The sequence below is a fragment of the Vagococcus humatus genome, assembly GCF_003950325.1.
Lineage (GTDB): Bacteria > Bacillota > Bacilli > Lactobacillales > Vagococcaceae > Vagococcus_C > Vagococcus_C humatus.
Genome location: NZ_PXZH01000001.1, coordinates 607,087 through 631,265, shown reverse-complemented (window position 1 = coordinate 631,265; position 24,179 = coordinate 607,087). Strand labels below are relative to the sequence as shown.

The window sequence follows — 24,179 nt, the reverse complement described above, 5'->3', positions numbered from 1 at the left end:
AGAATGATTATATATGCTAAGAGGTGAATTATGGATATTGTTGTGGATATACAAGCAAAAGAACCTATTTATGAACAAATTTACTTACAAATTAAACAGCAAATTTTATTAGGAGAATTAAACTCTTTAGAGGCTTTACCATCTATCCGAAAGTTAGCTAATGACTTAGATGTTAGTGTTATCACTACACGTAAAGCTTACGATGAATTGATCAATGAAAATCTTGTTGTAAGTGTGAAAGGAAAAGGCATGTATGTAGGACAAATTGACCGATTGTTTATCCAGCAAAATTATCAAAAAGAGCTAAAAAAACAAATACGGGCTTTAAAAGAAGAAGCTAGTATATATGGAGTAGATGGGGCAATGTTTCGAGAAATTTTTAGCCAAGTGTTAGAGGAAAGGACCGATATATAATGGACATGTGTTTAAGCATAACTAATTTAAAAATAGACTATCCAGGCTTTGCCCTAGATATTCCAGAACTAACTATTCCTAAAGGGATGGTAGTAGGTTTGGTAGGAGAAAATGGAGCAGGAAAAACGACTTTATTTAAAGCACTGTTAAATTTGTTACCTGAAGCAACTGGTCAAGTCACCCTATTAGGTCAAGACATGAAAAAAAATGATGTTCAAGTGAAAGAAGAATTAGGGGTTATTTTAGATGAGATGTATTTTAATAATCATTTTACAGTCAGACAAGTGGGGAATGTTTTAAAAGCATATTTAAACAGTGGGATGACCGGTTATTTGTTTGGAGGTTACAGGCTGAAAAAATAGAGTTGTCTAAAACTTTAGGGGAATTATCAACAGGAATGAAGGCTAAACTTAAAATTATTGCAGCGTTAAGTCATAAACCTAAATTGTTAATTTTAGATGAGCCTACTTCAGGACTAGATCCTGTTTCTCGTGATGATATTTTAGATATGTTTCAAAATTATTTAGAAGAAGAAGGGGAAGGAATTTTATTTTCTTCTCATATAACAACAGATATTGAAAAGATAGCAGATTATATCTTGTTTATAGATCAAGGGAAAATTTGTTTTGAATTAAGTAAAGATGAATTACAAAGTCATTATGGTTTAGCTAATCTGACTAAACGTCAACGGGAAGAATTAGGAGAGTTTCCTTATTTGTATGAAAGAAGACGTCCACACTCCTATGAATATTTAATTGATAATCGGCAAAAGTTTCAGCAAGAATATCCAGAACTTGTGGTTAAACTAGCATCTATTGAAGATGTTTTACTTATGATTAAGAAAGGAGAGCCGAAATAATGAAAGGGTTATTGATTAAAGACTTATATTTAATAAGTACTTATAAAAAACAATTAATCATTTTGATTGGCTTATTTATAGCTGTTTCCTTTGTAACCAATAATGAAGCATATTTTGCTACGTTATCGTTTTTATTAGTGTTTCAAGTGGTAGCAACCCTTAGCTTAGATGAACGTTCTTATTTTGATACCTTTGTTTTTACGTTACCAATTAGTGTAAAGCAGTATGTAGGAAGTAAATATATCTTAACGCTTATTTTAGGAGGAATTGGGTTACTCATTAATTTAGTTGGTTATACAAGTATGGCATATTTTTTAAATCATAGCACTTTTCTCGTTTCAAGTGTTCAAGCAGGACTGATGTTTTTAATTTGTCTTTTTTTAGGATTTCTTTTTTTACCAGTTACCTTTAAGTGGGGAGCAGAGAAAGGACGATTAATTCTCATTAGTGCTTTTATAGCAGTGATGATTGGAGGGAGCTTTTTAGTTGAATGGCTAAGCAAAATTTTTCCAGAGTGGATGAGAGTGATGACGGTAGCTCCGACAAGTTATTTGGTAGGAGGATTAAGCTTAATAACAGTAATAACAGGAGTGGTGAGTTATAGAATAAGTGTTAGAATAGTGAGTAAAAAATAAGCTATTAGGCAACAAACCAGCTATAAGAAAGCTTTGATTAAAGCTTTTTTTATAGCTGGTTTGTTATTTTTTATGAAAAAGGATTTTTTTGGTAAGGAACTAAACGAGTAGTTAACTGATCATGATGTAAAGTAATTTCTCGGTAACCTCTGTTGAAAACGCCGTAAACATTATAACCACTAATGAGTCCATAATTAAGGCCGACTTGATTTAAAGAAGCGGTAAAATTATTATCATGGTCATGCCCACAAAACACTTGATAATTATGAGGACTTAGCACTAGAGAAGAGAAGAGACCGGTGTTTATTTTAGGACAACAAATCGCTTCTAACTGGCCACCGGATGTAATTTTTTCTTTCACGTATTGATATTCAACTAAAGGAATATGCATGAAAATTAAGTTTAATAGTGAATGTTTTGTGGCAAGTTCTTTTTGTTTAAACCAGTTGATTTGTTCTGGGAAAAGATAAGCATAGCCTCCAACCTCTTTAGGTGCTTCATTGCCTGAGTCAATTAGAAAAAGCTGGTGTAAAATTTTATCTCCTACCTTGTCATAAATTGACAAAGTATAATTTTCTCTATCTTGGCATAGGCTGCTGTTTTCTTTTGTAACGGAATGAGTTAAGGTGGTTTCTAGTTGACGTAAATCTGAGCGAGTTATTTTATATTCTGAATCATGATTACCATATGTAATGGCCACAGGAATGTCAACCTTATTTAGTCGTTTAATTAACTGTTTAAAAGCAAGTAGTGGATTAAGTCCGCCGTAAGCCCAAACTAAGTCACCTGTAATGACAATTAAATCAACATCCAAATGGGCTAAACACGTTTCAAAATCAGCTAAGGTTTTTAAGTCAGCTTCACCGTTAGGATAACCAATATGGATATCGGTAAATTGAGCTATTTTAAAGGTGTTATTTGAACGATAAGTTAAAGGGGAATGGGTCATGTAAAGCTCCTTTCATAAAGTTTATTTGTTTTTATTATAGCAAAAATAGTTTTAAAAAAGTAGGTTATTTTTATGAATATTTATTTTTATAGAGAAGGATTTTTTCCTTATAAGTCTCCTGTTGGAAGCCTTTTCTTTTGAGTGGTATAATCAAGCGGAAAAGCGAAAAAATTTCCCCATTTTATTCAAGGGATATTGTATACTAGACTTTGTAAGTAAATAGGGAAGTCAGTTCTTTTTTAGCGAGAAATCAGACAAGAAAACTAAAATAATCAATTTTATTTAATGAAAGGATTGAAAAGTTAATCATGACAAAACCAATGTATATTATGGCTATTGATCAGGGAACAACCAGTACTCGTGCTATTTTATTTAATAAACAAGGAGAGGTTATTCATCAAGTCCAAAAAGAAATCACTCAATTTTTTCCAGAACCTGGTTGGGTGGAACATGATGCTAACGAAATTTGGATGACAACGCAAGCAGTGATTGCCTCTGTTTTAATAGAAGCTCACGTGGATCCTAATCAAGTGGCAGCTATAGGTATTACTAACCAACGAGAAACTACGGTTATTTGGGATAAAAAAACAGGACTGCCGATTTATCATGCGCTTGTGTGGCAATCAAGACAAACTAGTTATATTGCAGATCAATTACTAGCAGAAGGATATGGTCCTTTAATTAGTCAAAAAACTGGCTTGCGAGTGGATGCCTATTTTTCAGGTACTAAAATAAAGTGGTTATTGGATCATGTTCCTCATGCGAGAGAGAAAGCTGAAGCAGGAGAGTTATTGTTTGGAACGATTGATACTTGGTTAATTTGGAAGTTAACTGGGGGAGAGGTTCATGTCACAGACTATACAAATGCTTCTCGGACCATGATTTATAATATTCACGATTTAACTTGGGATGAAGAAATATTAACCCTTTTAGACATCCCTACTTCTTTACTTCCTGAAGTAAAATCCTCTTCAGAAGTTTACGGAAAAACAGCAGCTTATCACATGTTTGGTCAAGAGGTGCCGATTGCTGGAGTGGCAGGTGACCAACAAGCTGCCTTGTTTGGCCAAAACTGTTTTGCTCCAGGGGATATTAAAAATACGTATGGTACCGGTTGTTTTATTTTAATGAACACAGGTGAAACGCCGATTCATTCAGAAAATGGGTTAATCACAACTATTGCAGCTAGTGTTGGAGATCAAGTCACCTACGCTTTAGAAGGAAGTGTGTTTGTAGCGGGTTCAGCGATTCAATGGTTAAGAGATGGGCTTGAAATGATTCAAACAGCTGCTGAAACAGAAGAACATGCTTTAGCAGTTAGTTCTTCGGAAGGGGTTTATGTGGTTCCTGCTTTTGTAGGTCTTGGGGCACCTCATTGGGATACAGATGCAAGAGGCGCAATTTTTGGACTGACAAGAGGGACGTCAAAAGATATCTTTATTCGGGCAACATTAGAGGCGATTGCTTATCAAAGTAAAGATGTGATGGAAACGATGAAAACAGATGCTGGTTTGCCTATTAATAGTATGCGTGTAGACGGAGGAGCTGCTAAAAATAATTACTTAATGCAGTTTCAAAGTGATTTACTTAACTTACCGATTAAGCGGCCTAAAGTGAATGAAACAACTGCACTAGGAGCTGCGTATTTAGCAGGACTGGCGACTGGTTATTGGCAAGATTTAGAAGATATCCAAAAAAATTGGCAGCTAGATACGGAATATTATCCAGATATGACCGAACCTGTGAGAAATCAACTATATAGTGGCTGGCAACAAGCTGTTTTAGCAACTAGACACTTTAAACATGGAAGAGAAGGTAGTTCTGGTAAATAGTAACTGGCTTAAAGACCAATTATTTTTTTAACAAGGGAGAGCTTAAAAAAATAAGAGTTAACTCTTTTTAAATCCCTTTATTGGAGGAGTATAAGGAATAGACATAGTGGCGTAGACCATTTGGTTAGCCTGATTTTTTGTTTGTAATCTGGACTAGCCTGATTTATAATTGGACTATACCAAATTTTGGGAGGCAATTGATGATGAAAATAATTCAAGTAAACAATCAAGAAGAAGGCGGTAAACAGGCCTTTAATTTAATCAAACAAGGAATGGAAACAGGAGCTAAAGTGTTAGGCTTAGCGACTGGTAGTACACCGATTACGTTATATAAAGAAATGGTTCAAAGTGATTTAGATTTTTCAGAAATGGTAGCTGTTAACCTAGATGAGTACGTAGGACTAGCAGGTGACAATGAGCAAAGTTACCGTTACTTTATGAACCACCAACTATTTAACCATAAACCGTTTAAAGCGTCATATGTTCCAGACGGTACAGAGGAAGATGCTGAAAAAGAGTGTGCTCGCTACGACCAAATTATAGAAGAAAACCCAATTGATATTCAAATTTTAGGGATTGGAACGAATGGTCACATTGGCTTTAATGAGCCAGGAACGCCTTTTGATTCCCTTACTAGAAAAGTCGGCTTAACTCCTTCTACTATAGAAGCGAATAAACGCTTCTTTGCTTCAGTGGAAGATGTGCCAACAGAAGCTTATTCAATGGGGATTGGCTCAATCTTAAAAGCTAAAGAAATTATTTTAATTGCTTACGGCGAAAACAAAGCAGAAGCGATTTACAACATGATTGAAAAAGAGATGTCAGAAGATTGCCCTGCTAGTGCCTTACAACAACATGATAACGTGACAGTTATTGTTGACCAAGCGGCTAGTGCAAAACTTAGTGTATAAGCTTAAACAATGAAGATGAAAGATGTAGAGAAAATTCTCTACATCTTTTTTGCTATTATCTCTACCGAGTCGGCTAGTTCTGCAGTATAATGGAAAACTGTATATAAAAAGAATAGGAGAATGGACATGTATATAAAAGAATGGGTCAATGAATTTATTGATGTGGCTATCTCTTTTGATAGTTGGATGGAGATGGATAGAATTTATCTTCAAAACCGAATTGAAACGATATTAGCAGTAGATTTGAATGAAGCTGTGCCAAATCATTTAGCTAAACAACCAGATAAACTTACTCAACTACTTCAACTGCTACCTGCTAATTTAACAAATGAAGATAAAGGACGTATTGAAAGTGAATTAGGAGATTTATTAACCCCTCCTCCCTCAGTTGTCAATGCTTTGTTTGCTAAAACCTATGAGGTAGATCCTAAACAAGCAACTGATTATTTATATGATTTATCTAAAAATAATCACAGTGTTAGCAGTCACTCTTTTTCTGAAAGAGAGTTATTTTGTTATCCTTTTATAAAGGAGAATTGTCTTGCTTGTTATCAACAAGAAGGAAAACTAACTAACAATTTCTCTTTAGCTAAGCGGTTTATTCGGATGAATTTAGCTAATGAAAGTTGGATGCTTCAGTATCTTTCTTTTCCTCAGTTATTAAAAGAAGGGTTAGTAAGTTATGAAGAACATCAATTGTTACCAGTTAACCAACAAACGGTTCAACGTTTATTTCAATTAGCAACGATTTTACCTCAATTTACTTGGGTTTACCGGTCTCAATTAGAAGAAGAACTACAGCATAGTTGTTATCATTTTGCTAGATATACCTATCCTGTACTAACAGATACTTCTTCTAAAAAGAGCCAAAGTTTGCTGTTTTCTGATGTACAGGTGGAAAAGCTCTCTTCTGATTTAGGGATTTCTTTATCTAGTGCCAATCAGAAAAGTTTAGAACAAGCTGCCTACTTTATTTTAGAACAATGGAAACAACAGCAGCCAACTGAATCGATTCAATTGGTTTTACGTAAACAAAAAGAAGTCTATCAACTAGTAGTGACGTTTCAATCAGCTAGCCGACTAGCTAACAATCAGACTTTAGGCATGAGTGATAGCTCTATGGCACAGGAAGAAAAAACGTTGACTGAAACATGGGTGGAGAAAGTTATGGCTTTCCTATAAACTCGTAAAACCTCTGTCAGATGTGCTAAAATAAAACGACAAGTGATTGAAAGAAGGAAATAAAATGAAAATTTTATCAATTGATACCTCTCAACAAGCTCTAGGGATTGCTTTAGTTGAAGATGGAAGACCAGTAGCCAGTTATGTGTCTTTGGTCAATAAAAATCATAGTATTAGATTGATGCCAGGAATAGAATGTTTGATGAAAGAACATGGTTGGTCTGCTAAAGATTTAACGCGTGTTGTGGTAGCAGAAGGTCCTGGCTCTTATACAGGGATTCGGATTGGTGTGACAACAGCTAAAACATTAGCTTGGACTTTAGGAATAGAATTAGTAGGTGTTTCTAGTTTAGCGGCGATTGCGGTAAACAGTCAGTTTTCAGGCTTAATTGTTCCTTTATGTGATGCTAGACGAAACAATGTTTATACTGGAGCATACCAGTGGCAAAACGGAGAGTTAGTTAGTTTACTACCAGATAAACATATTAGTTTATCAGCTTGGTTAGAAGAGTTAGCTGAACAAGACTTACCTGTCCAGTTTATTGGGGTAGATGTTCCTGTATTTGAGGATACGATCCATGAAACATTTAAACATAAACAAACAGAGGCTCATGTGTTGACAAATCAGTTAAATCCATTAGGCTTAGCTTATTTAGGTAGTTTAAAAACACCAGAAGCTGATGTTGAAAACTTTACGCCTAAATATTTAAAACGGGTAGAGGCTGAAGAAAATTGGTTGAAAAACCATCCAGATGTTACGAAACAAGAATATGTGAAACGTATTTAATATGAGTGAAATAATAGAGCGTCAAGTTTTAGACATTTGGCAATTGTTAGAAGAAAGTTATCCTAACGGGGCTCCTTGGAACCAAGAGCAGTTAAGGGAAAGTTTGGAGCAAAGCTATATCCATGTCTTAGAAACTAGACAAGATAATCAGTTAGTAGCAGTTTTAATTTATCATCAGTTATTTGATGAGTCTGAATTAATTCACATAGGCGTAAAACCTGCTTATCAAAATCAGCATCTAGCACAAAAATTAATGGATCAGTGGCTAGCTAGATGTGTTGAAGAAGGGGTAACCCAGTGCTTTTTAGAAGTGAGAGTTTCAAACTTAAAGGCACAACATGTCTATCAGCAACAAGGGTTTCAACCTATTGCCACTCGAAAAAATTATTATCAAGATCCAGTGGAAGACGCCTGGATTTATCAAAAGAAGTTAGAATGTTAAGGATGTGACAACATGTCTGTATGGACAAAAGAACGCCGATTAATTTTGGCAGTAGAAAGTAGTTGTGATGAAACAAGTGTAGCAGTAGTGGAAGATGGCAATCAAATTCTTTCTAATATAGTGGCTTCGCAAATACCTAGTCATCAGCGGTTTGGGGGAGTAGTACCAGAAGTAGCTAGTCGACATCATGTAGAACAAATTACCTTGTGTATGAAAGAAGCCCTGACGCAAGCAGAGGTAACACCAGCTGATTTAAGTGGTGTAGCTGTTACGTATGGACCAGGTTTAGTTGGGGCTTTATTAGTTGGCATTAGTGCAGCTAAAGCTTTTTCTTTTGCTCATGACTTGCCTTTAATTCCTATTAATCATATGGCAGGACATATTTATGCCGCTCAATTTGTAGAAGATTTTCAGTTTCCTTTAATGGCGTTACTAGTTAGCGGAGGACATACTGAGTTAGTCTACATGAAAGAGCATGGGAGCTATGAAGTAATTGGTGAAACAAGAGATGATGCCGCTGGAGAGGCTTATGATAAAGTTGGCCGCGTTTTAGGTCTTCCTTACCCAAGTGGTAAAAAAATTGATGAAATGGCTCATGAAGGAGAAGATACTTATCATTTTCCAAGAGCTATGCTAAAAGAAGATAATTACGATTTTAGCTTTAGTGGGCTAAAAAGTTCAGTTATCAATACTGTGCATAATGCAGAGCAACGAGGAGAAGAAATTCGTCCCTTTGATTTAGCCACTAGTTTCCAAGCCAGTGTAGTAGAAGTCTTAGTGACTAAAACTTTACGTGCTTGTAAAGACTACCAAGTGAAACAATTAGTCATTGCAGGTGGTGTAGCAGCGAATAAAGGGTTAAGACAAGGGCTAGAGTTAGGCTTAAAAGAACAGCAGCCAGAAGTTAGCTTGATCCAACCACCATTAAAACTTTGCGGAGATAATGCGGCAATGATTGGGGCTTGTGCATTTTACGAAAGTCAAAAAGAACAGTTAGCTGATATGTATTTAAATGCTGAACCAAGCCTAATCTTCGAATAAAAGAACAAACGATGAAAATTGCAACTTTTTTCTTGAAATCTGAAAAAAAATACGGTATACTATGTAAAGTCTTGTGTATAAACAAGATAAATCCACATTTTTACGGATTTGTAGAGAGGTGCTAGCTTAGGTTAGTCCTTTACAAAAGTGAAGTAAAAAGAGGAAAATCAAAAACCAAATTGGAGGAAACAAACATGGCAGTAATTTCAATGAAGCAATTACTAGAAGCTGGGGTACATTTCGGACACCAAACACGTCGTTGGAACCCTAAAATGAAAAAGTATATCTTTACAGAAAGAAACGGTATCTACATTATTGACTTACAAAAAACAGTTAAATTAGTAGATGTTGCATACGACTATATGCGTCAAGTTGCTGAAGACGGCGGCGTTGCATTATTCGTAGGAACTAAAAAACAAGCACAAGATGCTATCAAAGAAGAAGCTGAAAGAGCTGGTCAATACTATGTAAACCATCGTTGGTTAGGTGGAACTTTAACTAACTGGGATACTATCCAAAAACGTATTGCACGTCTTAAAGAAATTGACAAAATGGAAGAAGACGGCATTTTCGAAGTACTTCCTAAAAAAGAAGTAGCTGGTTTAAACAAAGAACGTGAACGTCTACAAAAATTCTTAGGCGGTATCGCTGATATGCCAAGAATTCCAGATGTAATGTTCATCGTTGACCCTCGTAAAGAACGTATTGCCGTTCAAGAAGCTCATAAATTAAATATTCCAATCGTAGCAATGGTGGATACTAACTGTGATCCAGACGAAATCGACGTAGTTATCCCATCAAATGATGATGCTATTCGTGCCGTAAAACTTATTGCTGGTAAAATGGCTGATGCTTTCATCGAAGGCCGTCAAGGTGAAGATGAAGTTAGCGAAGATACATTCAAAAAAGAAGAAGCTGAAGGTGCTGCTTCTATCGAAGAAATCGTTGAAGCTGTTGAAGGCGACAACAAATAATAAGCTTAATTTAGCCTATTAAACAATAAAAAGTGAAGCTGTCTCAAAGGCTATCCGTTCAGTTGGCGAAAAAAGTAGCCCTAGACCGTCTCCTTTGAGACAGCTTTTTTAGAAATTTAAATCAACTATTATAGGAAAACATACAGGGGGCAAAATAAAATGGCAAAAATTTCAGCTGCTATGGTAAAAGAATTACGTGACGCTACAGGCGTTGGTATGATGGATGCAAAAAGAGCACTAGTTGAAGTAGAAGGAGATATGGACAAAGCAGTCGATCTTTTACGTGAAAAAGGAATGGCAAAAGCTGCTAAGAAAGGCGACCGTATCGCTGCTGAAGGTTTAGCAAGCATTCATGTAGATGGCAACACTGCTGCAATCGTTGAAATCAATGCAGAAACAGACTTTGTTTCTAAAAACGACATGTTCCAAGATTTAGTTAAAGAAGTAGCTAAATTAATGGTAGAAAACAAACCAGCTAACATGGAAGAAGCATTAGCACTTCCAACTGAAGATGGTTCTATTGAAAAATCTATTATTGAAGCAACTAACAAAATCGGTGAAAAAATTAGTTTCCGTCGTTTTGAAGTAGTTGAAAAAGAAGATTCACAAGCATTTGGTGCTTACTTACATATGGGTGGCCGTATTGCTGCTTTAACTGTTTTAGATGGAACAAATGACGAAGAAGTAGCAAAAGACGTTGCTATGCACGTTGCAGCTATTAACCCTCGTTACATCACTAAAGACCAAGTGCCTCAAGCAGAATTAGATCACGAACAATCAGTTTTAACTGAACAAGCTTTAAACGAAGGCAAACCTGCAAAAATCGTTGAAAAAATGGTTCAAGGTCGTATGCATAAATTCTTAGCTGAAATTTGTTTAGTTGACCAACCATTCGTTAAAGATCCTGACGTAACTGTTGAAAAATTTGCTAAAAATCATGGCGCAACAGTTAAATCATTTGTCCGTTTTGAAGTGGGCGAAGGTTTAGAAAAACGTGAAGAAAACTTTGCTGACGAAGTTATGAGTCAAATGAAATAATTATCTGTCTTTTTAAGACAGTTGGGAACGCTACTAATTATTAGTGCGGTCCCTTTTTTTGAGCTTTTTTAGGAAGCTCAACGTTTTCTTAATGAATGGAATATGATAGAATAAAGGTTAACGGAGGTAATAGAAGGATGGATAAGCCAAAATATCAAAGAATTATATTAAAAGTAAGTGGAGAAGCTTTAGCAGGTGATGCTGGGTTTGGGATTAAACCACCAGTTATCGAAGAAATTGGTCAAGAAATCAAAGAAGTTTATGATTTAGGCGTAGAAATTGCTATTGTTGTAGGCGGCGGTAATATTTGGCGTGGAACAATTGGCGCTGAAATGGGAATGGAACGTGCCCAAGCTGATTATATGGGAATGCTTGCAACAGTTATGAATGCTTTAGCTTTACAAGATACTTTAGAAAACCTAGGAGTACCAACACGTGTTCAAACTTCTATTGAAATGCGCCAAATTGCGGAGCCTTATATTAGACGACGGGCAGTGCGACATTTAGAAAAAAGACGCGTTGTTATCTTTGCAGGTGGTACTGGCAATCCTTATTTTTCTACAGATACAACAGCTGCATTACGTGCGGCTGAAATCGATGCCGACGTTATTTTAATGGCTAAAAACAATGTGGATGGCGTTTATTCTGCCGATCCTAAAATCGTATCAGATGCACAAAAATTTGATGAATTAACACACTTAGATATTATTGCAAAAGGTCTACAAGTAATGGATTCTACTGCTAGTTCATTAAGTATGGATAACGATATCCCATTAGTTGTCTTTAATTTAAATGAACGTGGTAATATTAAACGAGTTTGCCTTGGTGAAAATATCGGAACAACTGTAAGGGGGAAATAGTCAAACATGGTTAACCAGATTATTGAAACAGCTCAAGACAAAATGAAAAAAGCAGAAGAAAGTTTACAACGTGATTTAGGACAAATTAGAGCAGGCCGTGCTAACGCTAGCTTGTTAGATAGAATTCAAGTGGAATATTACGGAGTACCAACACCACTTAATCAAATTTCACAAATCTCTATTCCTGAAGCACGAGTTTTAATGATTACACCTTTTGATAAAACAAGCTTAGGGGATATCGAAAAATCTATTTTAGCGAGTGATTTAGGCATTAGCCCAACTAATGATGGCTCTGTTATTCGTTTAATCATTCCACAATTAACAGAAGATCGTCGGAAAGAATTAGCTAAACAAGTAGGAAAACATGCTGAAGGGGCAAAAGTTGCTGTCCGCAATATTCGCCGAGATGCAATGGATGAATTAAAAGCAGCTGAAAAGAAAAAAGATATTTCTGAAGATGAATTACGTACATTAGAACAAGATGTTCAAAAAATTACTGATGCTAGCACAAAAGAAATTGATAAAATTGCTGCAACTAAAGAAGAAGAATTACTAGACGTTTAGTGATTTGTAAGAAAAAGCCTGTAAAAAGGCTTTTTTTTTCTTAAAATTTTCTATTTAATCACAATAATTCCTTATTTTTATAGGTTTTTCCGCTAATTTTTGCTACAATAAAAAGGATAGAATAAGTCAACAAAGGAGACTTGAGATGTTTCGCTTATTTCCACAAAAAGAAAAATATATTAATAAGGAAGATCACTGGGTCTTTAATACTGCTGGACCTGTCCCCAAACATATTGCAATTATTATGGACGGCAATGGTCGTTGGGCTGAAAACAGACGGTTGCCAAGAATGGCAGGACACAAAGAGGGGATGAATAATGTTAAGAAAATTACCAAACAAGCCAGTCGTTTGGGAGTAAAAGTCTTAACCTTATATGCTTTTTCAACGGAGAACTGGAAAAGGCCTCAAGAAGAAGTAGATTACTTGATGCAACTACCGGTTGAATTTTTTGATACCTTTATTCCAGAACTGATTGAAGAGAATGTGCAAGTGCAAGTTATTGGGTATACAGAAGAATTACCTGCTCATACCAGACAGGCGGTTGATGAGGCGATTGAACAAACCAAACAAAATACTGGGATGATTTTAAACTTTGCTCTTAACTATGGGAGTCGGGCTGAAATTTTAACTGCAGTGAATCAAGTCATTCAAGACGTCAAACAAAACAAGTTAGAGACTGAAACCTTAACAGCTGAAACTTTTTCTAATTATCTAATGACTTGTCACTTACCAGAAAATTGTCAAGATCCTGATTTGTTAATTAGAACTAGTGGTGAAGAAAGAATTAGTAACTTTATGCTTTGGCAATTGGCTTATAGTGAATTATATTTTTCTAAGGCTTTATGGCCAGATTTTGATCAGCATCACTTTTCACAAGCCCTAGGTGCTTTTCAACATCGGAATCGTCGGTTTGGTGGCTTAAATAAGTCAAAAAATAAAGGAGAGACAACTAAATGAAACAACGTGTCACAACTGCTGTGATAGCTTTAGCTTTATTTATCCCTGTGATTATCTTGGGAGGTATAGCATTAGAATTGACCATTGCTATTTTAGCTTTAATTGGTGTTTATGAGTTATTTAGAATGAAAGGCATGACACTAAATTCGTTTGAAGGAGTGCTAGCTTGTTTAGGAACACTTTTTTTAGTATTGCCTTTAGATCGGTATTTTTTCTTTTTATCAGATAAAGCGGATAATATGAGCTTATTTTTTTTAACGGTGATGATTTTGATGACCGGTTCAGTTTTTTCTCATAACACTTATTCGATAGAAGATATGGGATTTCCTGTGTTGACTAGTTTATATGTGGGAACTGGTTTCCATAGTTTTTTACTAGCAAGAGGAGAAACCCAAGGAGATATTAAGTATTTAATGTTTGGCTTATTAGTTGTTTGGGCAACAGATATTGGAGCCTATATGTTTGGCCGAAAATTTGGTAAAAATAAATTGTCCCCACAAATTTCCCCTAATAAAACGATTGAAGGGTCTATTGGAGGAATTGTGTCAGCGGTAGTGGTAGCTATTTTATTCCTATTACTTTACCCAGGGCAAGATTACTTTGGTCATAGTAATGTGGTGATGGTTATTTTCACCGTCTTCTTTTCCATTGCAGGTCAAATGGGTGACCTAGTTGAATCTGCTTATAAACGTTTTTATAATACAAAAGACTCAGGGACTTTATTACCTGGGCATGGTGGTATTTTAGACCGCTTTGATAGTTTATTATTTGTCTTTCCTTTAATGCACTTATTTGGACTTTTTTAGTCAAAAATAGGGAAAGAAGTTAACACCTGTTCATACTCATTCAGTGTGTTAAGAATAGACCTTTAGTTAATTAATGAGTGAAGAATGAAAAGAGGTGTGAGTATGAAAACAATTATTACGTTTATATTTGTCTTTGGCTTAATTGTTGTGGTGCATGAATTTGGCCATTTTCTATTTGCGAAGTTATCTGGCATTTTAGTTAGAGAGTTCTCCATTGGCATGGGTCCTAAGCTGTTTTCCCACCGAAGTCAATCTGGAACGACTTATACAGTTCGAATGCTCCCAGTCGGTGGTTACGTGCGAATGGCAGGAGCTGGGGAGGAAGAGTTAGAGTTAACTCCCGGTCAACCTGTGTCTATTGAGTTAAATCAAGAGGAAGTAGTGACTCGGATTAATACTAGTTCAAAAGTTCAATTGCCGAATAGTTTACCGATGGAAGTGACTTCTTTTGATTTAGAAGATGAATTATTTATTAAAGGGTATCTAAATGGCGATGAAAAAGAAGAAAAGCTCTACCAAGTGGATCATGATGCAGCGATTATTGAAACCGATGGAATAGAAGTCCAGATTGCACCAAGAGACGTGCAGTTTCAATCGGCTAAATTAATCAACCGTATGTTAACTAATGTGGCTGGCCCACTGTTTAACTTTATTTTGACCTTTATTTTGTTTGGAGTGGTGTTGTTTGCCCAAGGTGGAGAAATCCAACCAGACCCGTCTAGTCATATTGGCGGAGTTGCTGAAAATAGTCCTGCAGCGAAAGCAGGGATTAAACCAGGAGATGTGATAACCTCTGTCAATCATCAGCCTGTTGAGCAATTTACTGATATTAAACCAATTATAGATAAACAAGTTGGGAAAGAAACTCCTATTGAGGTTAAACGAGACGGAAAAGTTGTGGAGCTTACCTTAGTACCTAAAACAGAAACCTTGGAAGACGGTACTAAAGCTGTTAGAATAGGCATTCAAGGTGGAACACGCTTTGTTTCGTTAAACTTTTTAGAAAAGATTAAACGAGCAGCTAATAAAACTTGGGAAAGTGCCACTATGATTTTTGTTGCATTAAAAGGACTTGTCACAGGGTTTAGCTTAAATAAATTAGGTGGACCGGTGATGATTTTCCAAGTGTCCTCCCAAGTATCTAATGAAAGCTTTATGACCATTTTAAACTTTATTGCCGTATTAAGTGTTAACTTAGGTATTGTTAACTTATTACCTATTCCTGCCCTTGACGGAGGAAAGTTATTACTTAATTTAGTAGAAGGCATTCGTAGAAAACCACTTAGTCCAGAAGTAGAAGGAAAAGTCACTTTAGTTGGTGTAGCTTTTCTCTTCTTATTGATGATTTTAGTGACTTGGAATGATATTATGCGTTTTTTCTTTAGATAAGTCAGAGAGAAATGTAGTAGAATATGTGTTGGATTTGAATTAAAGGAGATTATGATAATGAAACAGTCAAAAATGTTAATCCCAACGTTACGGGAAACGCCAAATGAAGCAGAAGTAGTCAGTCATCAGCTATTACTACGAGGAGGATTTATTCGTCAAGTATCAGCAGGTATGTATAGCTACTTACCTTTAGCTAATCGAGTTTTAGAGAAAATTAAAACGATTATGCGAGAAGAATTCGATGAAATCGATGCTGTGGAATGCTTAATGCCAGCGTTACTTCCAGCTGAATTGTGGCAAGAATCTGGTCGATATGAAACTTATGGCCCACTTTTAATGAAATTACAAGATCGTCATAGTCGGGATTATATCTTAGGCCCAACCCATGAAGAAACCTTTACAGATTTGATTCGAAATGAAGTTAAATCCTATAAAAAATTACCTTTATCTCTTTATCAAATTCAAACTAAATATCGAGATGAAAAACGTCCTCGTTCAGGATTGTTACGTGGCCGTGAGTTTATCATGAAAGATGGTTACTCTTTCCATGCAAATGAAGCGAGTTTAGATGAAACTTACCATTTATATGAAGAAGCCTACAACCGAATTTTTGAACGATGTGGCTTAAACTTCCGTTCTATTATTGGTGACGGAGGGGCAATGGGTGGTAGTGACTCTAAAGAGTTTATGGCTTTGTCAGCTATTGGAGAAGATACTATTTGTTACTCAACAGATAGTGACTATGCAGCTAACTTAGAGATGGCGACTAGTTTGTATGAACCAAATCCTTCACATGAAACAGTGAAAGAATTAGAAAAAGTAGCCACACCAAATGTTTGCTCGATTGAAGAAGTTGCTAACTTTTTATCTGTTTCATCTGAAACAATTATTAAATCAGTATTATTTATTGCAGATGAAGAACCTGTCTTAGTTTTAGTCAGAGGAGATCATGAAGTCAATGATGTTAAACTGAAAAACTATTTAGGAGCAGACTTCTTAGAACCTGCTACACCTGAACAAGCAGAAGCACTATTCAAGGCTTCGTTTGGTTCAGTAGGGCCAGTTAACGTTCCTGAACAAGTTAAAGTTTATGCTGACCGTTATGTAGCAGATATGGAAAATGCTGTAGTTGGTGCTAATGAAACAGGTTTCCATTTCTTAAATGCTAATCCAGGCCGTGATTTTGAACCAATTGCCTATGAAGACTTACGTTTTGTAAAAGAAGGAGATCCATCCCCTGACGGAGAAGGCACGATTAAATTTACTAAAGGAATTGAAATCGGTCATATCTTTAAACTTGGAACACGTTACAGTGAGTCAATGAATGCCACGGTATTAGATGAAAATGGCCGAGCTATTCCAGTTATTATGGGATGTTACGGTATTGGAGTTAGTCGCTTAATCTCAGCTATTGTAGAACAAAATGCTGATGAATTTGGTATGAACTGGCCAGAAGAAATTGCACCATTTAACGTGCATGTTATTCCTGTTAATGTGAAAAATGATGAACAACGTTTATTAGCAGAAGAATTATCTCAAACGTTAACTGCATCTGGCTATGAAGTGTTAGTAGATGACAGAAAAGAGAGAGCTGGCGTGAAGTTTGCAGATTCTGACTTAATTGGTATTCCCGTCCGAGTAACTGTTGGTAAGAAAGCATCAGAAGGAATTGTAGAAGTAAAACTTCGTCAATCTGGTGAAACCATTGAAGTGAAAAAAGAAGAGTTAATTAATACTATCCGTATTTTACTTCATCCAGAAGTAACTGCTTAGTTAATTGAAAGAAATATATGTAGAAGAACAAGATATGTGCCTGCTTGGGTTGACATATCTTGTTCTTTTGAAGTTTGTACAATGAACAAGGGAGGCTAGGTCATTGTCATTAAATTCAAGAGAATTGTTTGAAAAATTATTGCAGCAAATGGAATTTGAAATAACAGAACCCTATAAAGAATGGTTAGAAGTAGGGGAAATAAAAAAAGTAACCGTTCATCGAAAAAGTCGAGTGTGGGATTTTTATTTATCCTTTCCAAAGATTGTACCGGCTACCTTTTATCAATTATTTAAACAAAAATTAGCAGTGGCATTTCAGTCAATCGGAAAAGCCCAGTTATTTATTGAAACAACTGATAACAATTATACAGAAGCCTTGATTCAAGATTATTGGCCGATTTGTTTAGAGAATATTAACTGTAACCGTCATTTATTAAATGGAACGCTGTCTAATCAATTACCTTTTATCGATCAAAAACAAGTAAAAGTGTATCTTGATCATGAGGGGATTTTAGATTACTTTAATCAACAACTATTTCCAGAAGTGGAACAGCTGTACCGAAGTTTCGGGTTTAAACCTTTTAAACTTCAAGCGGTGGTCAATGAAAATCATGCAGAAGTTACTCGGCAAGAATTTGCTGAGCGGCAAAGAGCTCAACAAGAAAAAATGATGGCTGAAGCAGCTCTAGCACTACAAAAAAGTGAAGAGAAAAAACAGCAACAGAAAAAAGAAGTAGTGGAAGTAACTGGTCCTGTTCAACTTGGCCGGCAAATTCCTAAAGAAGAGCCAATTACCCCAATGGAGGCTATTTTAGAAGAAGAACGCCGGGTAACCATTGAAGGATATGTTTTTGATAAAGAAATTAGAGACTTACGTTCAGGTCGTCAAATTTTGATTGTTAAGCTAACTGACTATACCTCTTCTTTTGCAGTGAAGAAGTTTTCTAGAGGAGAAGAAGACGAAGCCATGTTTGAGGCAATTAAAGTCGGTAGTTGGTTAAAAGCTAGAGGAAGTATTCAAGAAGATACATTTATGCGTGACTTGGTTATGAATGGTCAAGATTTAATGGAAGTTCCTCATGCGAGTCGTAAAGATACAGAGCCAGACGGAGAAAAACGGGTCGAACTTCATTTACATACCAACATGAGTACGATGGATGCTACGAATAAAGCTAGCGATTTAGTGGCTCAAGCAGCTAAATGGGGCATGCCTGGGATTGCCATTACTGACCATGCTGGGGCACAATCTTTTCCAGAAGCTTACCAAGCAGGTCAAGACCATGGCATTAAAATTTTGTACGGGGTGGAAGCGAACATAGTAGATGACGGGGTACCGATTGCTTATCATCCAGCTCATTTAAATTTAAGTGATGCTACCTATGTGGTGTTTGACGTGGAAACCACTGGGCTTTCTGCCGTTTATGATACGATTATTGAATTGGCAGCAGTTAAAATGCATAAGGGAAATGTGATTGATACCTTTGAAGAATTTATTGATCCCGGTCACCCTTTATCTGAAACAACGATTAATTTAACTGGAATAACTGATGAAATGGTACAAGGCTCTAAATCAGAAGAAGAGGTTATTCGTCTTTTCCAAGATTTTTGTCAAGATACGATTTTAGTAGCTCATAATGCTAGTTTTGATATGGGATTTTTGAATACCACTTATGAAAAGTACGGTATTCCTGAATCTACTAATCCAGTAATTGATACGTTAGAATTATCTCGGTTACTTCATCCCACTTGGAAAAGTCATAGACTAAATACGTTAGCTAAAAAATACAATGTTAATTTAGAGCAGCATCACCGAGCTATTTATGACTCAGAAACCACTGGGCATTTGTGTTGGATTTTCTTAAAAGAAGCCTATGATGATCACGGCATAGAATACCATGATGAGTTTAATGACTTTATCGGTGAAGGAGATGCTTATAAACGAGCACGGCCTTTTCATGCAACGATTATTGCTAAAACCCAAGCGGGACTTAAAAATTTATTTAAGTTAATTTCTAAATCTAATGTGAATTATTATTACCGAGTGCCGCGTATTCCTCGCTCTGAATTAAATAAATTAAGAGAAGGTTTAATTGTAGGGTCGGCTTGTAGTAACGGTGAAATATTTGAAGCTATGATGCAAAAAGGCCGAGATGAAGCAAAAAAACGAGCGAAATTTTATGATTATATAGAAGTGATGCCAAAGCCGGTCTATGCGCCTTTAATCGAACAAGAGCTAGTTAAAACTGAGCGAGCTTTAGAAGAGATTATTGCTAATATTGTTAAAATTGGTCAAGAACTAGATAAACCAGTTGTAGCAACAGGAGATGTGCATTATCTAAATGAAGAAGATGCCATTTACCGAAAAATTTTAATTAATTCGATGGGAGGAGCTAACCCGTTAAATCGGTATAGCTTGCCTAAAGTTCATTTTAGAACTACTAATGAAATGCTAGATGAATTTGCTTTCTTAGGAGAGCAGGTAGCTAAAGAAATAGTCGTAACTAATACTCAGTTAGTGATGGATTGGTGTGAAGACATTGTCCCAGTTAAAAATGAACTGTATACACCCAAAATTCCCGGTTCTGAAGAAGAAATCACCAATTTAAGTTACACAGAAGCTAAACGCTTATACGGAGAGCCTTTACCAGATATTGTGGAAAAACGGCTAAAAAAAGAGTTGGATAGTATTATTGGGAATGGGTTCTCAGTTATTTATTTAATTTCACAAAAGCTAGTTCATAAAAGTTTAGAAGACGGCTATCTAGTTGGTTCTAGGGGGTCAGTTGGCTCTAGTTTTGTTGCCACTATGACAGGGATTACAGAAGTTAACCCACTTGCTCCTCATTACCGGTGTCCAGCATGTCAATTTTCAGAATTCTTTACAGATGGTTCTGTAGGTTCTGGTTTTGATTTACCTGAAAAAGATTGTCCCAAATGTGGTGCTCGCTTATTTAAAGATGGTCACGATATTCCTTTTGAAACATTTTTAGGTTTCCATGGAGATAAAGTACCAGATATTGATTTAAACTTTAGCGGAGAATATCAACCAGAGGCCCATAACTATACCAAAGTTCTCTTTGGGGAAGAATATGTTTACCGAGCAGGAACGATTGGAACTGTGGCGGATAAAACAGCTTATGGTTTTGTTAAAGGGTATGAACGGGACAATGATTATCAGTTTAGGAATGCTGAGATTGACCGGCTAGCTAAAGGCGCTACTGGTGTTAAACGAACAACCGGTCAGCATCCTGGAGGGATTATTGTTATTCCAGACTATATGGACGTGTATGATTTTACGCCAATTCAGTATCCAGCAGATGATCAAGAGGCAGAATGGAAAACAACCCATTTTGATTTCCACTCAATTCATGATAATGTTTTAAAATTAGATATTCTAGGTCATGATGATCCTACTATGATTCGGATGTTGCAAGATTTATCAGGGATTGATCCTAAAACCATTCCAACTGATGATCCAGAAGTCATGCGTATTTTTGATGGACCAGAGGTATTAGGGGTGACAGCTGAGCAGATATATTCTAAAACCGGTTCGCTAGGGATTCCTGAATTTGGGACTAAATTTGTTCGCGGAATGTTGGAGCAAACCCATCCAACTACTTTTGCTGAATTACTACAAATATCTGGCTTGTCTCACGGAACCGATGTTTGGTTAGGCAATGCAGATGAATTAATCAAACAAGGAAAAGCTACCTTGTCTGAAGTAATTGGTTGTCGAGATGACATTATGGTGTACTTGATTCATAATGGTTTAGAAGATGGGTTAGCCTTTAAAATAATGGAACACGTGCGTAAAGGTCGGGGAATACCAGATGATTGGCAAGCGACTATGCGAGAAGAAGGGGTGCCTGAATGGTACATTGATTCTTGCTTAAAAATTAAGTACATGTTCCCTAAAGCCCATGCGGCTGCCTATGTGTTAATGGCTTTACGAGTAGCTTATTTTAAAGTCTACTATCCTATTTTGTATTACGCTGCTTACTTTTCGATTCGGGCCAATGATTTTGATTTAGTTGCTATGAGTAAAGGAAAAGATGCAGTTAAAGCGAGAATGAAAGAAATTACCGATAAAGGAATGGACGCGTCAACTAAAGAGAAAAATTTACTTACGGTTTTAGAGTTAGCGAATGAGATGTTAGAGCGAGGCTTTAAATTTGGCATGGTGGATTTATATAAATCCGACGTAAAAAACTTTGTGATTGACGGAGACACGTTAATTGCACCGTTTACGGCAGTTCCAAGTTTAGGGATTAACGTGGCTAAACAAATGATCGTAGCAAGAGAAGAACAAGAATTTTTATCTAAAGAAGATTTGTCTACTAGAGGGAAAGTTTCTAAAACCATTATGGAGTACTTAAACGATAATGGTGTGTTACAAGGCTTGCCTGATGAAAATCAGTTATCTTTATTTGATATGTTTTAAGAGATGATTAAAAAAATAAGACTTTCTAATCCTTATGTAGGAACTAGAAAGTCTTATTTTTATATGTGGGAAGAGTTAAGTTGTTGAATATAAGGGTCAGGTGTATAGTTTTCAACTGGTACCACAGTAGGCTGGTGATTAATCATATCCGCTAAAGTTTTAGCAATAATAGGGCCAGTTGTTAAACCAGAAGAACCTAATCCACTAGCTACATAACAAGTATCATGTGAAGATAATGGACCAAAAAATGGCAGATAATCTGAAGTAAATGCCCTAGTTCCTACTTGGATAGTCTGAATAGGCCAAGTAGGTAAGTCAGGTAACCACTGAGTTAGATTAGTTAACATCGGTTCTAACTTCTTTAAAGAAGGAGTTAAATCAAAGCCTTGATCATTTTCATGTGTTGCCCCAATCAGAAATCGGCCATTAGAAAAGGGAATAATATCTCCTTCCCCGTAAGGCATAATGACTGGCCAAGAGGCTGTATTAGCTTGATACTTATCTAATTGATAAACAGCTAACTGTCCTTTTTGAGGATGAACATCAACTTGGTAACCTAAAGGAGTCAACAGCTGAGGTAACCAGGCTCCAACTGTTAATACTAATTGTTGGCTAGTTAAAACAGGTCCTGTTTCTAGCTGTACTTGCCATTTAGAGTTAGGGAGAGGGGTGATTTTTTCGGCACAGTCCTCTAGGTATTGTCCTCCTAATTGACAGAAGGCTTGTTGAATAGAAGCTACTAACTTACTTCCGTCAACTCGGGCACCACCTGACACAAATAAAGCTTCAGAAGAATGCTGGATTAATGGAAATATTTCTTGAATATCTGTTACAGAAAGTTGTGCAATTTCTCCAATTTCTTTCGCTGTTTGTTTTCGTGTATGAGCTAAGTCAGTGAGTTTATCTAGTAATGTGTGTTTTTTCTTATATAAAAGAGTTCCCACTTGTTGGTAAGCACTAGCATGAACTGTTCCAGTATCTTTTAGTAAGGTAGGATAAAAAGCTGCCCCTAATCTAGCTAACTGATACCAATTTTGATTTCTTCTTTGAGATAACCAAGGGGAAATAATTCCTGCTGCAGCTTTTGAAGCTTGCCCTGTTTGTTTATCAATAAGTGTTACTTTATGGCCAGTTTTTTGTAAATAAAAAGCAGTAGTACTGCCAACAATACCACCACCTACTACTATTATAGTCATGTTCATTACTCCTGACATTCCGAATTTGGGCAAGGTTCAACGTGAACATCTGTATCAAAGACTTGATAAGAATCTTGTAATAATTGTTCGATTTCTTCGGTAATGCTGTGACTTTCCTTTACGGATAAATAGGCATCCATGTAAACCACAATATCAATAAAAGTCATTGCTCCGTAACTTCTTCCTCGAATGGATTTAACTCCTTTGACACCTGGTATTTTTAACACATCTTGTTTATAAGCTAGTAAATCCTCATCAGGAAAACCATCGGATAAAGAAAAGGCACTTTCTTGGAAGATTTCAAAACCAGTTTTAATAATGATAATCCCAATAACGATAGCTGCCAAGTTATCTAACCAATATAAGTGGAAGAATGAAGCAAAGACGGCTATCGATGTCCCAATACTGGTTAAAGCATCAGATAAATTGTCCTTGGCTGCAGCTTTTAAGGCACCACTTTTAACTGAATGAGCTAATTTGTTGTTGTAAGTATAAACACCGTACATGATAATGGCTGAAACAATTCCGACTAAGCCAGCAATCGCATCAGGATTATCTTCTCGGCCATGTAACATAGTTTGGATAGAGGTAGCAAAAACTTGTAGACCAACTAGTACCATAATAAATGAGGTAATCATACTAGCTACATTTTCTACTTTCCAGTGACCATATCGGTGTTCAGCGTCTGCTGGTCTTCTAGCTAACCGTAAGCCGATTAAAACAGCAATAGAAGCTAAAATGTCTGTAAAGTTATTTAATCCGTCTGCTTGAAGAGCTTCAGAGTTTGCCCATTTCCCTACACTTAATTTAAGCGTGGCAATTAAAATATAAGCAAAAATACTAATTAGTGCTCCTTTTTCAGCAATCCGGAGTTCTCGATATCTTTCTTCTAACATCAAAGACATCCTCCTTTTTGAAAAACTATGTATTCCATTATAGCAAAATGAAAATGAAAACTCTATGATTAAGGGAAACCGAAATAATAAGAGTTGTTTAACTAAGAAAAGGGATACATTTTTGTGAAAATTAATAGAGGATATTTTGTTTCTAGGACTTTAGTCTTAAAAGTATTTACATCTTTCGTAAGAGGAATCCGAGTTATTTATTTGTTAGACTTAATAGAGAGTG

Annotated in this window: 22 protein-coding genes; 19 read left to right on the top strand and 3 right to left on the bottom strand. The window is 36.2% G+C overall.

Annotated features, from left to right (window positions below; translation table 11 throughout):
* Window positions 1-30: 30 nt before the first annotated feature.
* From C7P63_RS03040 to C7P63_RS03025, 4 genes are read left to right on the top strand one after another with little or no spacing between them, the layout of a single operon-like run.
* A complete protein-coding gene (locus C7P63_RS03040; RefSeq protein ID WP_125942683.1) occupies window positions 31-414 on the top strand; it encodes a GntR family transcriptional regulator in 384 nt (127 codons plus the stop codon).
* Window positions 414-776: an ATP-binding cassette domain-containing protein gene (locus C7P63_RS03035; protein ID WP_125942682.1), complete on the top strand. Its 363-nt coding sequence runs from the start codon at window positions 414-416 to the stop codon at window positions 774-776. The genes C7P63_RS03040 and C7P63_RS03035 overlap by 1 nt, the downstream gene beginning before the upstream one ends.
* A 2-nt stretch (window positions 777-778) precedes the next feature.
* The gene (locus C7P63_RS03030; RefSeq protein ID WP_279386788.1) at window positions 779-1,273 is read left to right on the top strand and encodes an AAA family ATPase; all 495 of its coding nucleotides are present in this window, start codon (window positions 779-781) and stop codon (window positions 1,271-1,273) included.
* Entirely contained in the window at window positions 1,273-1,908 is a 636-nt protein-coding gene (locus tag C7P63_RS03025) for an ABC-2 transporter permease (protein ID WP_125942680.1), read from the top strand. Before C7P63_RS03030 ends, C7P63_RS03025 begins: the two co-directional genes overlap by 1 nt.
* A 70-nt stretch (window positions 1,909-1,978) precedes the next feature.
* On the opposite strand, the gene C7P63_RS03020 is transcribed toward C7P63_RS03025, so the two are convergent.
* The gene (locus C7P63_RS03020; RefSeq protein ID WP_125942679.1) at window positions 1,979-2,857 is read right to left on the bottom strand and encodes a metallophosphoesterase family protein; all 879 of its coding nucleotides are present in this window, start codon (window positions 2,855-2,857) and stop codon (window positions 1,979-1,981) included.
* Between the two features lie 308 nt (window positions 2,858-3,165).
* On the opposite strand from C7P63_RS03020, the gene glpK reads away from it, so the two are divergent.
* The 15 genes from glpK to C7P63_RS02945 all read left to right on the top strand — a co-directional run bounded on the left by glpK (window position 3,166) and on the right by C7P63_RS02945 (window position 21,855).
* A complete protein-coding gene (gene glpK, locus C7P63_RS03015) occupies window positions 3,166-4,689 on the top strand; it encodes a glycerol kinase GlpK (RefSeq protein WP_207852922.1) in 1,524 nt (507 codons plus the stop codon).
* A 203-nt stretch (window positions 4,690-4,892) separates the two neighbouring features.
* Window positions 4,893-5,600, top strand: a complete 708-nt coding sequence (gene nagB / locus C7P63_RS03010; RefSeq protein WP_125943060.1) for a glucosamine-6-phosphate deaminase — start codon at window positions 4,893-4,895, stop codon at window positions 5,598-5,600.
* Window positions 5,601-5,726: 126 nt separating this feature from the next.
* A complete protein-coding gene (locus C7P63_RS03005) occupies window positions 5,727-6,782 on the top strand; it encodes a hypothetical protein (RefSeq protein ID WP_165863756.1) in 1,056 nt (351 codons plus the stop codon).
* A gap of 64 nt (window positions 6,783-6,846) precedes the next feature.
* Entirely contained in the window at window positions 6,847-7,569 is a 723-nt protein-coding gene (gene tsaB, locus C7P63_RS03000) for a tRNA (adenosine(37)-N6)-threonylcarbamoyltransferase complex dimerization subunit type 1 TsaB (protein ID WP_125942677.1), read from the top strand.
* 1 nt (window position 7,570) lies between these two features.
* Complete coding sequence (gene rimI / locus C7P63_RS02995) at window positions 7,571-8,011, top strand: ribosomal protein S18-alanine N-acetyltransferase (protein ID WP_125942676.1); 441 nt, start codon at window positions 7,571-7,573, stop codon at window positions 8,009-8,011.
* 12 nt (window positions 8,012-8,023) lie between these two features.
* Complete coding sequence (tsaD, locus tag C7P63_RS02990) at window positions 8,024-9,052, top strand: tRNA (adenosine(37)-N6)-threonylcarbamoyltransferase complex transferase subunit TsaD (protein WP_125942675.1); 1,029 nt, start codon at window positions 8,024-8,026, stop codon at window positions 9,050-9,052.
* A 194-nt stretch (window positions 9,053-9,246) separates the two neighbouring features.
* The gene (gene rpsB / locus C7P63_RS02985) at window positions 9,247-10,026 is read left to right on the top strand and encodes a 30S ribosomal protein S2 (protein WP_125942674.1); all 780 of its coding nucleotides are present in this window, start codon (window positions 9,247-9,249) and stop codon (window positions 10,024-10,026) included.
* 159 nt (window positions 10,027-10,185) lie between these two features.
* The gene (gene tsf, locus C7P63_RS02980; RefSeq protein WP_125942673.1) at window positions 10,186-11,064 is read left to right on the top strand and encodes a translation elongation factor Ts; all 879 of its coding nucleotides are present in this window, start codon (window positions 10,186-10,188) and stop codon (window positions 11,062-11,064) included.
* Window positions 11,065-11,201: 137 nt separating this feature from the next.
* Window positions 11,202-11,924 carry a UMP kinase gene (gene pyrH / locus C7P63_RS02975; RefSeq protein WP_125942672.1) on the top strand — a complete coding sequence of 241 codons (723 nt, stop codon included), beginning with the start codon at window positions 11,202-11,204 and terminating at the stop codon, window positions 11,922-11,924.
* Window positions 11,925-11,930: 6 nt separating this feature from the next.
* Complete coding sequence (gene frr / locus C7P63_RS02970; protein ID WP_125942671.1) at window positions 11,931-12,488, top strand: ribosome recycling factor; 558 nt, start codon at window positions 11,931-11,933, stop codon at window positions 12,486-12,488.
* A 145-nt stretch (window positions 12,489-12,633) separates the two neighbouring features.
* A complete protein-coding gene (locus tag C7P63_RS02965; RefSeq protein WP_125942670.1) occupies window positions 12,634-13,446 on the top strand; it encodes an isoprenyl transferase in 813 nt (270 codons plus the stop codon).
* Complete coding sequence (locus tag C7P63_RS02960) at window positions 13,443-14,252, top strand: phosphatidate cytidylyltransferase (RefSeq protein WP_125942669.1); 810 nt, start codon at window positions 13,443-13,445, stop codon at window positions 14,250-14,252. The genes C7P63_RS02965 and C7P63_RS02960 overlap by 4 nt, the downstream gene beginning before the upstream one ends.
* A 102-nt stretch (window positions 14,253-14,354) precedes the next feature.
* A complete protein-coding gene (rseP, locus tag C7P63_RS02955) occupies window positions 14,355-15,641 on the top strand; it encodes an RIP metalloprotease RseP (protein WP_125942668.1) in 1,287 nt (428 codons plus the stop codon).
* A 57-nt stretch (window positions 15,642-15,698) separates the two neighbouring features.
* Window positions 15,699-17,414, top strand: coding sequence for a proline--tRNA ligase (locus tag C7P63_RS02950; RefSeq protein ID WP_125942667.1), 1,716 nt, complete (start codon window positions 15,699-15,701; stop codon window positions 17,412-17,414).
* A 103-nt stretch (window positions 17,415-17,517) separates the two neighbouring features.
* A complete protein-coding gene (locus C7P63_RS02945; RefSeq protein WP_125942666.1) occupies window positions 17,518-21,855 on the top strand; it encodes a PolC-type DNA polymerase III in 4,338 nt (1,445 codons plus the stop codon).
* Window positions 21,856-21,914: 59 nt separating this feature from the next.
* Here the strand turns inward: C7P63_RS02945 and C7P63_RS02940 are convergent, their stop codons facing one another.
* Window positions 21,915-23,051: an NAD(P)/FAD-dependent oxidoreductase gene (locus C7P63_RS02940; RefSeq protein WP_243640788.1), complete on the bottom strand. Its 1,137-nt coding sequence runs from the start codon at window positions 23,049-23,051 to the stop codon at window positions 21,915-21,917.
* A gap of 5 nt (window positions 23,052-23,056) precedes the next feature.
* Window positions 23,057-23,947: a cation diffusion facilitator family transporter gene (locus tag C7P63_RS02935; RefSeq protein WP_125942664.1), complete on the bottom strand. Its 891-nt coding sequence runs from the start codon at window positions 23,945-23,947 to the stop codon at window positions 23,057-23,059.
* Between the last annotated feature and the right edge of the window lie 232 nt (window positions 23,948-24,179).

What these genes read in the sequence shown, in the direction of transcription:
- tsf (WP_125942673.1), top strand. Translation starts at nt 10,186, where the DNA reads ATGGCAAAAATTTCAGCTGCTATGGTAAAAGAATTACGTGACGCTACA.
- rseP (WP_125942668.1), top strand. Translation starts at nt 14,355, where the DNA reads ATGAAAACAATTATTACGTTTATATTTGTCTTTGGCTTAATTGTTGTG.
- C7P63_RS02935 (WP_125942664.1), bottom strand. Translation starts at nt 23,947, where the DNA reads ATGTTAGAAGAAAGATATCGAGAACTCCGGATTGCTGAAAAAGGAGCA.
- rpsB (WP_125942674.1), top strand. Translation starts at nt 9,247, where the DNA reads ATGGCAGTAATTTCAATGAAGCAATTACTAGAAGCTGGGGTACATTTC.
- C7P63_RS02965 (WP_125942670.1), top strand. Translation starts at nt 12,634, where the DNA reads ATGTTTCGCTTATTTCCACAAAAAGAAAAATATATTAATAAGGAAGAT.
- pyrH (WP_125942672.1), top strand. Translation starts at nt 11,202, where the DNA reads ATGGATAAGCCAAAATATCAAAGAATTATATTAAAAGTAAGTGGAGAA.
- glpK (WP_207852922.1), top strand. Translation starts at nt 3,166, where the DNA reads ATGACAAAACCAATGTATATTATGGCTATTGATCAGGGAACAACCAGT.
- C7P63_RS02940 (WP_243640788.1), bottom strand. Translation starts at nt 23,051, where the DNA reads ATGACTATAATAGTAGTAGGTGGTGGTATTGTTGGCAGTACTACTGCT.
- C7P63_RS03005 (WP_165863756.1), top strand. Translation starts at nt 5,727, where the DNA reads ATGTATATAAAAGAATGGGTCAATGAATTTATTGATGTGGCTATCTCT.
- tsaD (WP_125942675.1), top strand. Translation starts at nt 8,024, where the DNA reads ATGTCTGTATGGACAAAAGAACGCCGATTAATTTTGGCAGTAGAAAGT.
- rimI (WP_125942676.1), top strand. Translation starts at nt 7,571, where the DNA reads ATGAGTGAAATAATAGAGCGTCAAGTTTTAGACATTTGGCAATTGTTA.
- tsaB (WP_125942677.1), top strand. Translation starts at nt 6,847, where the DNA reads ATGAAAATTTTATCAATTGATACCTCTCAACAAGCTCTAGGGATTGCT.
- nagB (WP_125943060.1), top strand. Translation starts at nt 4,893, where the DNA reads ATGAAAATAATTCAAGTAAACAATCAAGAAGAAGGCGGTAAACAGGCC.
- frr (WP_125942671.1), top strand. Translation starts at nt 11,931, where the DNA reads ATGGTTAACCAGATTATTGAAACAGCTCAAGACAAAATGAAAAAAGCA.
- C7P63_RS03025 (WP_125942680.1), top strand. Translation starts at nt 1,273, where the DNA reads ATGAAAGGGTTATTGATTAAAGACTTATATTTAATAAGTACTTATAAA.
- C7P63_RS03035 (WP_125942682.1), top strand. Translation starts at nt 414, where the DNA reads ATGGACATGTGTTTAAGCATAACTAATTTAAAAATAGACTATCCAGGC.
- C7P63_RS02960 (WP_125942669.1), top strand. Translation starts at nt 13,443, where the DNA reads ATGAAACAACGTGTCACAACTGCTGTGATAGCTTTAGCTTTATTTATC.
- C7P63_RS03040 (WP_125942683.1), top strand. Translation starts at nt 31, where the DNA reads ATGGATATTGTTGTGGATATACAAGCAAAAGAACCTATTTATGAACAA.
- C7P63_RS02950 (WP_125942667.1), top strand. Translation starts at nt 15,699, where the DNA reads ATGAAACAGTCAAAAATGTTAATCCCAACGTTACGGGAAACGCCAAAT.
- C7P63_RS03020 (WP_125942679.1), bottom strand. Translation starts at nt 2,857, where the DNA reads ATGACCCATTCCCCTTTAACTTATCGTTCAAATAACACCTTTAAAATA.